The organism is Amycolatopsis sp. NPDC054798 (assembly GCF_053611505.1).
Genome location: NZ_JBSHAM010000033.1, coordinates 69,269 through 80,261, shown reverse-complemented (window position 1 = coordinate 80,261; position 10,993 = coordinate 69,269). Strand labels below are relative to the sequence as shown.

Genomic DNA, 10,993 nt, shown 5'->3' with positions numbered 1-10,993 from the left:
TCCCACGCTGGGTTGGCCCACTTTGGCCGGCGCCCGCGGCGTGCCCGGCCTTCCTACTCCTTGCGTTTCGGCCCGGGCGGGCCCGCGGGGGGGCGCGGCGCCCCGTCCGTGTTTGCCTGCGAAAGGACCTTGACGGCCACTGGCGGGAATGGTGGACTGGACGGAATGCCGATCCGGCGAAGAGGCCGGAAGAGGTTTTTTCCGTTCCGTGCGACAAGGACATCCTGGGGGATGATTCGCATGTCCGCGATCCTGCCCGGCGTTGCGGTTTCGCCACAGCCGAAATGGACGGCTTCCGATTGTCTCGAAACGCTCGCCGGGCACGGCGCGCTGCCGCCGGACTGTCTCGCCGCGTGCGCCGTCGGATCGCTGGCCCGGGGATGGGCGAACGACCGCAGCGACTACGACTTCAACGTCGTCGCGCAGCGCCAGCCGCGCGCCGCGGGCTCCCGCACGATCCGGGTGCCGCTGCGCACGTCCACGGTGCCGACCAGGGTGCTGCAGGTGCGCGGCCGCCGCTGGGAGCTGAAATACTGGACGGACGCCCAGGTCGAGGAGATGCTGGCCAAGGTCGCCTGGGAGCGGTTCGGCAGCGGCCGGTCCGCCTCGGACGTGCTGGCCGTCGACGAGGAGCTGTTCCTCGAACGCCTGCTCACCTGCGTGCCGCTGACCGGCGCGGACTGGACGGCGCGGCGCACCGCCCAGCTCGCCGCGTCGGCGTTCCGGGCTTTCGTCACCGCCCGTTCGCTGACCGCCGCCGACAATTGCGCCGAGGACGCGCTCGGCCAGCTCGCCGCGAACGACCATCTCAGCGCGGCGCTGTCCGCGCGCAAAGCCTGGGGGCACACCGTCGACGCTTTGCTCGAAAGCTGCGGGAATTTCGGCTCCCGGATTCCCAAATGGCGCGCCCGGCGTTTCCAGGAGACCGCTCCGCGCGAACTGGGTTTCGCCGAATACTGGGCGATCGAGACGATGCGCGACTACGATCCGGCGGCACCGGGGCCGTGGATCGAGGAGGTCGTCGGCAAATGCCAGACACTGGCGCTGGAAATCGAGGTCCGATGACCACCGGATCGGGAATCGACGGCGATTCCGTCCCGCGCCGGTGCGCCGAAGTCCGCACCCGCCGTTATCGCGGCCGGCTCTATATCGCCAACACCGCGCAGGCTTTCGAACTGAACGAACAGGCGGAATTCGCTTTCCGGCAGGTCGACGGTTCGGCGACGATACAGGAAATCGGCTCCCGGCTGGCCGAGCGCTACCGCTACGCGGCGGTCGACGCCGTTTCCGACACCGCCGAACTCATGGAGTTGTTCGCGGAGCGCCAGGTCATAGAATGGGCCGGGGATCACGCAGTCGCGGAATCCTCCGTCCAGTCGTAAACCTCGCCGGAAGCGGTATACAGCACCGGCGGGACGCCGCCGGTGATCGTTTCCTCGGTCACCGCCACGCGAGTCACCTCGGTCAGCGAGGGAACGTCGTACATCGCCGAGATCAGCACCGCGTCCAGGATCGACCGCAGCCCGCGCGCGCCGGTGCCCCGTTCGATCGCCTGGTCCGCGACCGCCGCCAGCGCACCGGGCCGGAAATCCAGGTCGATGCCGTCGAATTCGAACAGCCTGCGGTACTGGCGCACCAGCGCGTTCTTCGGTTCGGTGAGCACCCGCAGCAGCGCCGCGCGGTTGAGTTCCCCGACCGAGGTGATCATCGGCACCCGGCCGACGAACTCCGGGATCATCCCGAACGCCACCAGATCCTCCGGCACCACCTCGGCCAGCAGCTCCGACGTCGTGCGCCGGACCGGCCGGGAGCGTCCGCCGAGGAAGCCGATCTCCTTGACCCCCAGCCGTTTCTCGACCGTTTTCTCCAGTCCGGCGAACGCGCCGGCGACGATGAACAGGATGTCGCGGGTGTCGATCTGGATGCCCTCCTGCGCGGTCCGGCTGCGGCTGCCGTGCGACAGGTTTCCGCTGCGGTTGCGCGGCATCACGGTCGCCACCGTGCCTTCGAGGATCTTCAGCAACGCCTGCTGCACCCCCTCGCCGGACACGTCCCGGGCGGCTTGCGAACCGCCGCCGCGGCGCGCGATCTTGTCGATCTCGTCGATGTACACGATGCCGGTCTCCGCCGCCCGGACGTCGCCGTCGGCCGCCTGCAGCAACTTCAGCAGAATTCCGTCGGCGTCCTCCCCCACGTAACCCGCTTCGGTCAGCCCGGTCGCGTCCACGATGGTGAACGGCACGTGCAGGATCCGCGCGAGCGTCTGCGCCAGCAGCGTCTTGCCCGAACCGGTCGGGCCCAGCAGGAGAATGTTCGATTTGGCGATCTCGACGTCGTCTCCCGGCGGACGGCGGGCTCCTGGCTGGATCCGCTTGTAGTGGTTGTAGACCGCCACCGCCAGCGAGCGCTTCGCCCGGCGCTGGTCCACCACGTACTCGTCCAGCAACGCCCCCATTTCGCGCGGGCGCGGCAGGTGCGCCGGACCGCCGTCGCCCGACTGCTGTGCCCGAACCTCCGCGATCTCGTTCGCGCATTCGTCGACACAGCCGGCGCAGATGTGCGTGTCGGCCGCCGAAACCAGATGTTCCGTCTCGGACCGCGGCGTACCGCAGAACGAACAGCTCGGCAGCCCCTCGCGAACCATCACTACCATCTCCGCCCCCTCACAGTTCGTCCTCGGTCAGCAATCCCGCCGCGAGGAAAGCGTCCCGCGTGCGCGGATCGTCGAGCGCGCCTACGCCGCGGAATCCGCGCACCGTCGCCCGCGCCGGACGGCGGAGGTCGACCGGCGCGTAGGACTCGTCCACCACGGTCGCCGCCTCCTGCGCGGTCAGGCCGGACGCCACCAGCGCCGACCGGACCGCCGCCAGGTCGTGGCTCAAAAATGCCCGGACGAACGCGGGCACCCGCGGTCCCAGCAGCCTGCGGTGTTCGCTCGACAGGCTCGGCCAGAGCACCCGCAGCACGCTCTGGAAGTACGAATGGTGCCTGCCCTCGTCGGCGGCGTGGTCGGCGACGGTCTCGCGGACCGGCCGGGCCAGCCGCCGGTCGTTCGGCAGGTCCGCGAGCAGCGCCGAGACAAGCGTCTCGCTCACCACCGCGAACACGAGATCGGCCAGCTGCCGGTCCCCCGGGTCGAATCCGGCCCGCAACCGCCGCAACTGCCCGACGAACGCCGGTTCGACGACCGACTCGGCCGAAACCCCCGTCGCGGCGACCATTTGCGTGGTCAGATCGTCGCTGAACTGGGCGTGCCACGCCTCGTCGGTGGTGATCTTGAACGCGTCCGCCCGCATCGCGTGCGGCAGGTCGAGCCCGGCCGTGCCCAGCGAGAGATTCGCCGTGACCGGCAGTACCGCGGTCTGCTCCAGCACCGTCGTGAAATGCAGATACTGGTAAAGACTGTGCTGCAGCACGAGATCCGCGGTGCCGGGACCGTGCGCGCACACGAGCGGATGCTCCAGCGCGGGCACCGATTCCGGCGGGAACAGCAGCATCGCCGTGCCGTTCGCGTCGAACAGCCGCCGCGGCTTCGTCCGCACGCTGGACCGGGTTTCCCAGTTGTGGAACCGGCTTTCGTACTCGGGCCAAGGCGACTGGGGGGACTGCGGGGACACGGTCACGACGCCAGCTCCAGCACGCCGCTGTCCACCAGCTCTCCCAGGAACCCGGCCGCGTCCTCGACCGCTTCTTCGGCCGGGATGTCGTACTCCTGCGCGAGCAGCGCCCCGATGTCGGCGACGCTGCGCGCCCCGTCGACCGCGCGGAACAGGAAGGCGGCACTGTCGGCCAGTTCCAGCGTCTCGTCTCCGACGGCCACGAGCAGTGCGCCCCGGAACCGCCGCACCTGGGCGTCGAGGCTGAGCCGCGGCACGCTGCTCGGGTCCATCTCAGATCTCCACTTCCAGGCTCACCTTTTTGCACAGCGCCACGACGCGGCGGATCCAGTCGCCGGGGTCGGCCGGGTCGTAGTCCCGCATGGTTTCCAGCGCCCAGTACTCGTCGAAGGTCAGCAGGCTCGGCGCGGCGGCGCGGAACCGCCGGGCCCGCCATTTCACCAGCGCGCCGTGCTCGTCGTGGCCGTGCAGCAGCGTGTCCATCGCCCAGCCGAACGCGTCGCGTGCCGACAGCGTCGCGCTCTCGACGTCCCCGGCGGCCAGCTGCGCGAGCGCGGTCCGCGTTTTGGCGTCGACCTTGGTCAGCCCCTGCATCACCAGCAGCGAGCGGAACGCCGAGGAGGACAGCTGCTCGCGCCGGTCGGCGACCCACTCGGTTCCGAGCACCGGCACGCAGCTGACCAGCCGTTCGAGGAACAGCTGCTCCGCCTCGACCAGCCGGTCGCCGACCTTGCGGTCCGCCTCGAACGCGTCCCAGCCGACTTTCTCGAAGACCTGGGTCACCTGGCTGTCCTGCCAGTAGCGGATTTCCCAGCGCCGTCCGTCGTGGTCGAACGCCACCGTCGGCAGCGAACCGGGCCGCAGCGGGACGTCCAGCGAGAACGCCTTCTCCCCGCCTTCGAACCGGTCCCGGGTCACCACGACGAGGTCGATGTCGCTGGCGTCGGTGGCCCAGCCCCTGGCCATCGAACCGACCACGAACACGCTCAGCGCGTCGTCCGGCAGCAGGTCGCGATCGGCCAGAACGCCTGGGCAGTGCGAGAAATCCGGGGTCATCGGGCCACCGCCGGGGTGCGGGCCGGGACCAGCACGAGCAGCCCGGCGTCCAGCGCGTCCCGCAACGTCTCGTGGACATCGTCGTACTGCAGCCCCGCCGCCGCGACGATTTCGGCGACCGTGCGCTGCGCGTCGATCCCTCGCAGGAAGGCCCACCATTCCGGCGCTTCGTCAGCGTCGACCACGTACTCGAACCGGCCGTCGACCGCCAGGTACAGCGTCGACGGATCGTCCGGCGCGTGCACCAGCAGCACGTCCTCGCCGAACTCCACCGCCTCGTCCGGCTGCGGCGCGGGCACCCGGCGCAACCGGGCCGCCAGGCGCGCGCCGTCGTCTTCCCAATCGGCTTCGTCGGCCACCGGCAGGATCTCGTACCGCGGCGCGTCCACCGGCAACGCGGGCATCGACCGCGTCATCTGGTCGAGCAACCCGAGGTTCACCAGGCGCAACAGGTATTCCACATCGAACGGGGTGAGATCTTTCTCCAGCCCGCGCAGCGCTTCACGGGCCCGGTCCGGGCGGAGGATCCCGGCGGCGCCGGGCGCGGCCAGCGCCTCTTCGAGCAGCGCGTCGCCGTCGCGGGCGAGCATCCGCACCATCATCCGGTGCGTGTAACCCTCGCCTTCGCCGTAGAAGAACGACACCTTCTCCCGGTCGGCGATCGCGGGCGGCAGCACATCCCGCACCGCGTCGCGCAGGATTCGCTTGTCCCACAACAAACTCGCTCGACGCTTCGCCGGCAGCCTGCCGAGCAGTTCGATGATCCGGTGGTCGAGGAACGGCACCCGTGCCTCGACACCGTTGCCCGCCGCGGTGCGGTCCTCGTGCCAGCAGTTGTACTGCTGGATGTGCCGATGTTTCCAAGCCACATAAGCCCGATACGGATCGCGCAGTGCCGTGCCGCGCAACAGATCGTCGTGTACCAGCGACGACTGCCCGTCCGGCCACCACGGCGCGAGCGCCGGCCGCTCTCGTAACGCGGACGTACGCGCCATCTGCCGCAAGCCCGCCTCGAAACCGGCCCAATCGGTATCGCCGGAGAGCACCGGCGAATAGCCGCCGTTGTACTCGTCGCTGGCCTGGCCGAGCAGCATGCCGCGCAGCTCCGGCCGCAACTGCTTGGCGTACCGGTACAACTCGTACTTGAAGTACTGCTCCGCGTTGCACAGCGGCGTCTCCAGCAGCCAAAGCAACTGCTTCCACTGGTCGACGCCCGGCGTCCGGCCGACGTCGAACACCAGCTGGTGGTTTGGGATGCCGAGCGCGGCCGCCGCGTCGTGCGCGGCGCCGCCGTCGCCGTTGAGGAAGGTACTCGCGCCGAGCACGGTGAAGGTGTGGATCTCCGGGCCGTCCCTCCGGGCGGCGAGCGCGGCGACGGCCGCCGAATCGACGCCGCCGCTGAGGAACAGGCCGAGTTCGGCGTCCGCCGAAGCGCAATCGGCGACCGAAGCCTCCAGCAGTTCCCGGTACCGCGTGATCAGCTCCGCGTCCGAGGCGTCCTCGTCGCCGTCGAAATCGGGCAGCTGCCAGTACTGGCTGCGTTCGACGCGGCCGGTCGCCAGGTCGATGGCGACCATTCCGCCCGCGGGCACCAGCTCGATGTCGCGGAACCAGGTCGAGGGCGGCTCGTCGGTCAGGTACGCGCCGATGTTCATCGACTGGTCGGCCAGCGACCGCTCCCAGTCGAGTTCGCGGCGGCAGGCCGGGTGCTGGAACAGCGCCTTGATTTCCGACCCGAACACCACCTGCCCGCCGGCGACGGTGAAGTACAGCGGTTTGATCCCGAACCGGTCGCGGGCGAACACCAGCCGGTTGCGCCCGCGGTCCCACAGCGCGATGGCGTACATGCCGCAGACGTCGTCCAAAAAGGACATCCCGTGCCGGGCGTAGAGGTGCGCGAGGACCTCGCAGTCGGATTTCGTGCGCATCCGCACGTCCGGCATCCGCGCTTCCAGCTCGCGGTGGTTGTACACCTCGCCGTTGGCGATCAGCACCGTCTGCTTGTCGTCGCTGAACAGCGGCTGGTCGCCGCTGCTCGGCCCGACCAGCGCGAGCCTGCGGAAGCCGAGGGCGACCGGCCCGTCGAGGAACAGCTGCTCGCCGTCCGGGCCGCGGTGCGCGACCGCACGGGCCATCGAGGTCAGCACCGCACCGGCGTCCGGCGGCAGGTCCCTGCCGATCGACGCGATACCCGCCAGACCGCACATAGCGTTCTCCTATTCGGTGATCGGGGCCGGTTCGCCGAGGTCGCGCTTGCGCAGCAACCCGGACAGCACGAGCGGGAGCGGCGTCAGCAGCAGCGCGAGGCAGATCGCCCACATCCCGGCGCGATTGCCGAGAACCTGGCCGAGCAGCCCGCCGGCCAGCGCGCCGAGCGGCAGCACTCCCCAGGACAGGAATTTGATCGAGGCGGTGACCCTGGCCAGCAGCCCGGCCGGCGTGGTCAGCTGCCGGTAGCTGCGGGCGAGCAGGCTGTACACCGCGATGCAGACCTCGCGGCCGATCAGCCCGACGGCGAACAGCACCAGCCCGGCTCCGCCGAACGCCATGGGCACGAGCAGCGAAAGCAGCGGGCCGACCAGCGCGGTCACCACCATCGCGCGGGCGTCGCCGAACCGGCGCGCGATCGCCGGGCCGAGCGCCGCGCCCAGCACGCCGCCCACCCCGCCGAGGGCGACTAACACCCCGATCAGCGTCGGTGTCAGGTCCAACCCGCGAAGCAGATATGGCACCAGGAGCGTGTCGAATCCGGCGCCGAGGAAGTTGAGGCTGGCCGCGACCATCGTCAGCGGGCGCAGCACCGGGTCGCCGAGCACCGCGTGCAGCCCCTCGCGGACCCTCGCGGCGACCGGACGGGGCGGCGCCTGCTCCGGCGGTTCCTCGCGCTTGCGCACCGCGACCAGGCACAGCGCGGAAAACACGTAGCTCGCAACATCGACGAGGATCGTCACCGGCGCGCCGATCGCGGACACCAGCGCGCCGCCGACCGCCGGTCCGCCGGTCTTCGCGGCGTTCTCGCTGACCTGCAGTTTGCTGTTGCCCGCCACCAGTTCATCACGGCTGACGACGGACGGCAGATAGGTCTGGACGGCGATGTCGAAGAACACCGAACCGACCCCGACCACCAGCGCGACCAGCACGAGCTGGGCGATGGTCAGCACCCCGAGGACGTACGCCGCCGGGATGGTCGCCAGCGCGACGGCGCGGGCGACGTCGCAGCCGATCAGCAGCGGACGGCGACGAACGCGCTCGATCCGCGCCCCGGCCACGAGCCCGAGCAGCAGCCAGGCCACCAGACCGGCCGCGGAGATCACGCCCGCCTCGAACGTCGTCGCGCCGAGCACGCTCAGCGCGACGAGCGGCAACGCGACGGTGCTGACCGCCGTGCCGAAGAAACTGACCGTCCCGGAAGCCCACAACCGGACGAAATCGGCGCTGCCGAACCGGAAACCCTGCCTCATGCCCACCGTTGCCCATTCCCGCGAACGAAAGGCGAAGGCCGGGCCCGCCGCAGCGGACCCCGCCTCCTCCCTGGATCAGACGTTGGAACGCAGGACCGCGCCCGCGTTCACCTTCTTCGCCTGCGGCTTGGTGTACTTCTTCATCGCGCTCACCCCCTTTCCTAGGCTCGCCGAAACCGGTCAACCCCGGTGCGTCACACCGCTTCCGCCCAGCCCGCGTCCTCGAACGCGGACAGCAGGACAGCGACGGTTTCCGGGTCCGCCGGGCGCAACCGGGCGAAAGCGGCCTCGTCGGCCAGCTCCGTCCCGCTGCGGCGGCCGGTGATCCGGATGCCGAGGTTGAAAATCAGGGAGAGATTCGCTTTGTCCGCGGCGACGAGGACGCCAACGGCGTCCCGAGTGGACGGAGACGCCGCAGCGAGCATCGCTCGCACATTGAGCGGGCCGTCCCATCTGCGGACCAGCTTGGGCCCTCCGTCGCGTCGGGTGCGGTTCAGCAGCCGTTCGCTCCAGGCGCCGTTCTCGGCATCGCGGTATCGGTGCGCTGCCTCGTGGGCCTCGGCTTTCCGCGCGGCGTGCCAGCTCGCGAGGATCTTGGGGAGGTCCAGGCCGGCGTACCGCCTCGCTGCCAGCCGCGCCACCGCCGCGGCGGCCACGGTGGAACGGAGCATTTCGACCGGCGCGACCTTGTCGAGCGAATCCGCCGCGCTGTGGTTGAACCGGTCGGCGGGATGGCAGAACTGCACCGCGGGACGGCCGACGACCGGGTCGGCGAACAGCGCGTGGTCGGAGAAACCCGCGAACTGCGCGGGTTCCCAGGTTCCCGGGTGCTCGGCGGTCTGCGCGAACGTTTCGGCTACCGCCAGTTCCGCGACCGCGGCCAGCTCAGCGGGCAGGTAGTCCGGCGGACGCTCGACGACGAAGGGCGCGGCGCACAGCTGCTGGTCCTGTCCGACCATGTCGAGGTTCAGCACCGCTTCCGGCAGCTTCGCGGTCTGGTGCAAGACCGCTGCGGCGCCGGTGAATTCGGGCCCCCAGAAGAACCGGATGCCCAGCTCGTTTCTCGTCCCGGCCAGTGCTTCCGCGACTCCGAGCAACGCGGCCACTCCGGACGCGTTGTCGTTCGCTCCCGGCCTCGGGTGGCACAGGTGCGCCATCAGCCAGATCTCGCCGTCGCCCGCGCCGGGCAGCAGGCCGCTGACGACCGGCATGCTCGCTTCCGGACCGAGCCGCACCTCGACGTCGGCCGTGCCCTGCAAGGCCGCGAATTCCTGGGGCAGCAAGCTGAATCCGGCCAGCTTCGTGTCCGCGGGCAGTTCGATCCGGCCGCGGTTCCCGGACCGCCGCGCCGGGCCGTCGGTCACGAAGGCCAGCGCTCCGGCCTGTTCCAGCTCCCGCAGGGTGCTGGCGGCGGGTCCGGTGCCGAGCGCCACGACCGAGCCGCGCACGTCCTCGCCCAGGCGTTTCACGGGAAGGGATTTCCCGGTCAGCGCGGCGGAATGCGTCGCCAGCGCGAACGGCTCCCGGGCGTGGTCGATCTCTCGGCCGTCCGCGGTGATCCGGGCGACCGTCGGCGTCCACGACGTCGGGGCCTCGAACGTCCACCACTGCGGTTTGCCGTCCGCGCGGAACCGCTGGATGCCGACTTCGGACAGCCCTGCCGCTTCCGCCCGCGCGGCAACGACTTCCGCGGCCTGCTCGATGCCCGCGGAAGCCTGGTAACGGTCGAACGCGGCGACCTCCGCCAGCGCGTCGAGCACCCGGTCCAGTTTGACCGTCTCGAGCAGATCAGCGACCAGTTCCGCGACCATCCGGTTCACCGCCCCACACCGCGAACGGAACCTCGACCTCGGCCGCCGTCCGCGACCCGTGCTCGTACCGGTATCCCTCAGGGGCAAGGAATTTCTCGCCGGCCGCCACCAGAAACAGGTCGCCGACCCGGGCCCGCGCCGGTGAATCCGGTGGGAAGATCCGGTCGGCGTCCTCGATCCCGATGTCCGCCGGGAGTTCCTTGCGCAGCCGCTCCTCCAGCGCCTCCGCCGTGCCCGGCCGCGGATACAGCCACCGCGTGCGGCCCGCGCCGCCCATCGCGAAGCCGTACTCGTCCGCCAGACCGTCGAGCAGCCGCGCCAGCTCGGGATCGTGCTCGGTCGGCGTGTGCCCGTGGTCCGAATGCGCGGCGACCAGGTGCCCGTCGGCCGTCAGATCCGTCGCGATCCGCTCGATCATCCGCACCGCCGCGACCGCGTACTCGTCTTCGCCGCAGTGGTGCAGATGCGTGTCGATCTCCACGAAACACCAGACCAGCGCCCGGTCTCCGCCGCGGAGACCGGTGGCCACGGCGACGCGCAGGTCCGCTTCCACGCGGTCGAGCGGCGGCGGCTCGTACAGCCCCGGCGTGGTGAAGAGTGGCGTGCCCTCGACGATCTCCGCGTGGGTGAGCAGGAGGTCTCGCCAAGAGCACGAGTAGGAGGCCAGGTCGCACAGCACCGCGACCGGGCGGAAGCCGCGCGCGGCGGCGTCGCTGAACACATTGTCCGGCGGGTCGGCGACGAGCGACCGGCGGTGCTCGTAGATGTTCGTCAGCCGTCCGTCCACAGTGCACACCACGCCGGGGATCCCGTGTTCCGCCACCGGTTTCCCGGTGAGGCTGCTCAGCCAGGCCGCGGACGAGACCGTGGGGAACACCGAATCCAGCACCGTCACCGAGGCCGTCCGCCACGCGCGCTCGGCGAGGGCGCGGCCGACGCCGTCGAGGGCGAAGACGACCACTGCTCCGCGTTCCGGCCGCCCGGCCCGGTCCGCGACGAGTCCGGCGAGCCGGGCCCGCACGGACGTCACGGACGGCCGCCGGGCGGC

General features: G+C 70.6%; 10 protein-coding genes. 2 read left to right on the top strand and 8 right to left on the bottom strand.

Annotation, left to right across the window (positions count from 1 at the left end; translation table 11 throughout):
- The first annotated feature begins 231 nt into the window (after window positions 1-231).
- On the top strand, window positions 232-1,065 hold the full coding sequence (locus ACWGIC_RS21495; protein ID WP_452077713.1) for a hypothetical protein: 834 nt from the start codon (window positions 232-234) through the stop codon (window positions 1,063-1,065).
- Window positions 1,062-1,382, top strand: a complete 321-nt coding sequence (locus ACWGIC_RS21490; RefSeq protein ID WP_452077712.1) for a PqqD family protein — start codon at window positions 1,062-1,064, stop codon at window positions 1,380-1,382. The genes ACWGIC_RS21495 and ACWGIC_RS21490 overlap by 4 nt, the downstream gene beginning before the upstream one ends.
- On the opposite strand, the gene clpX is transcribed toward ACWGIC_RS21490, so the two are convergent.
- From clpX to ACWGIC_RS21450, 8 genes are all read right to left on the bottom strand, one after another.
- Window positions 1,349-2,644, bottom strand: coding sequence for an ATP-dependent Clp protease ATP-binding subunit ClpX (clpX, locus tag ACWGIC_RS21485; protein ID WP_452077731.1), 1,296 nt, complete (start codon window positions 2,642-2,644; stop codon window positions 1,349-1,351). The two genes, ACWGIC_RS21490 and clpX, sit on opposite strands and share 34 nt — an antisense overlap.
- A gap of 19 nt (window positions 2,645-2,663) precedes the next feature.
- A complete protein-coding gene (locus tag ACWGIC_RS21480; protein ID WP_452077711.1) occupies window positions 2,664-3,623 on the bottom strand; it encodes a diiron oxygenase in 960 nt (319 codons plus the stop codon).
- A complete protein-coding gene (locus tag ACWGIC_RS21475; RefSeq protein WP_452077710.1) occupies window positions 3,620-3,889 on the bottom strand; it encodes a PqqD family protein in 270 nt (89 codons plus the stop codon). Before ACWGIC_RS21475 ends, ACWGIC_RS21480 begins: the two co-directional genes overlap by 4 nt.
- 1 nt (window position 3,890) lies before the next feature.
- Window positions 3,891-4,673, bottom strand: a complete 783-nt coding sequence (locus tag ACWGIC_RS21470) for a nucleotidyltransferase domain-containing protein (RefSeq protein ID WP_452077709.1) — start codon at window positions 4,671-4,673, stop codon at window positions 3,891-3,893.
- Complete coding sequence (asnB, locus tag ACWGIC_RS21465) at window positions 4,670-6,880, bottom strand: asparagine synthase (glutamine-hydrolyzing) (RefSeq protein ID WP_452077708.1); 2,211 nt, start codon at window positions 6,878-6,880, stop codon at window positions 4,670-4,672. Before asnB ends, ACWGIC_RS21470 begins: the two co-directional genes overlap by 4 nt.
- Before the next feature lie 9 nt (window positions 6,881-6,889).
- The gene (locus tag ACWGIC_RS21460) at window positions 6,890-8,134 is read right to left on the bottom strand and encodes an MFS transporter (RefSeq protein ID WP_452077707.1); all 1,245 of its coding nucleotides are present in this window, start codon (window positions 8,132-8,134) and stop codon (window positions 6,890-6,892) included.
- Between the two features lie 194 nt (window positions 8,135-8,328).
- A complete protein-coding gene (locus tag ACWGIC_RS21455; RefSeq protein ID WP_452077730.1) occupies window positions 8,329-9,945 on the bottom strand; it encodes a DUF4910 domain-containing protein in 1,617 nt (538 codons plus the stop codon).
- Window positions 9,923-10,975, bottom strand: coding sequence for an alkaline phosphatase family protein (locus tag ACWGIC_RS21450; RefSeq protein ID WP_452077706.1), 1,053 nt, complete (start codon window positions 10,973-10,975; stop codon window positions 9,923-9,925). Before ACWGIC_RS21450 ends, ACWGIC_RS21455 begins: the two co-directional genes overlap by 23 nt.
- Window positions 10,976-10,993 lie beyond the last annotated feature (18 nt).

Excerpts from the sequence above, each read along its gene's own strand:
- ACWGIC_RS21495 (WP_452077713.1), top strand. The coding sequence starts at position 232 with ATGATTCGCATGTCCGCGATCCTGCCCGGCGTTGCGGTTTCGCCACAG.
- ACWGIC_RS21490 (WP_452077712.1), top strand. The coding sequence starts at position 1,062 with ATGACCACCGGATCGGGAATCGACGGCGATTCCGTCCCGCGCCGGTGC.
- clpX (WP_452077731.1), bottom strand. The coding sequence starts at position 2,644 with ATGGTTCGCGAGGGGCTGCCGAGCTGTTCGTTCTGCGGTACGCCGCGG.
- ACWGIC_RS21475 (WP_452077710.1), bottom strand. The coding sequence starts at position 3,889 with ATGGACCCGAGCAGCGTGCCGCGGCTCAGCCTCGACGCCCAGGTGCGG.
- ACWGIC_RS21470 (WP_452077709.1), bottom strand. The coding sequence starts at position 4,673 with ATGACCCCGGATTTCTCGCACTGCCCAGGCGTTCTGGCCGATCGCGAC.
- asnB (WP_452077708.1), bottom strand. The coding sequence starts at position 6,880 with ATGTGCGGTCTGGCGGGTATCGCGTCGATCGGCAGGGACCTGCCGCCG.
- ACWGIC_RS21460 (WP_452077707.1), bottom strand. The coding sequence starts at position 8,134 with ATGAGGCAGGGTTTCCGGTTCGGCAGCGCCGATTTCGTCCGGTTGTGG.
- ACWGIC_RS21455 (WP_452077730.1), bottom strand. The coding sequence starts at position 9,945 with ATGGTCGCGGAACTGGTCGCTGATCTGCTCGAGACGGTCAAACTGGAC.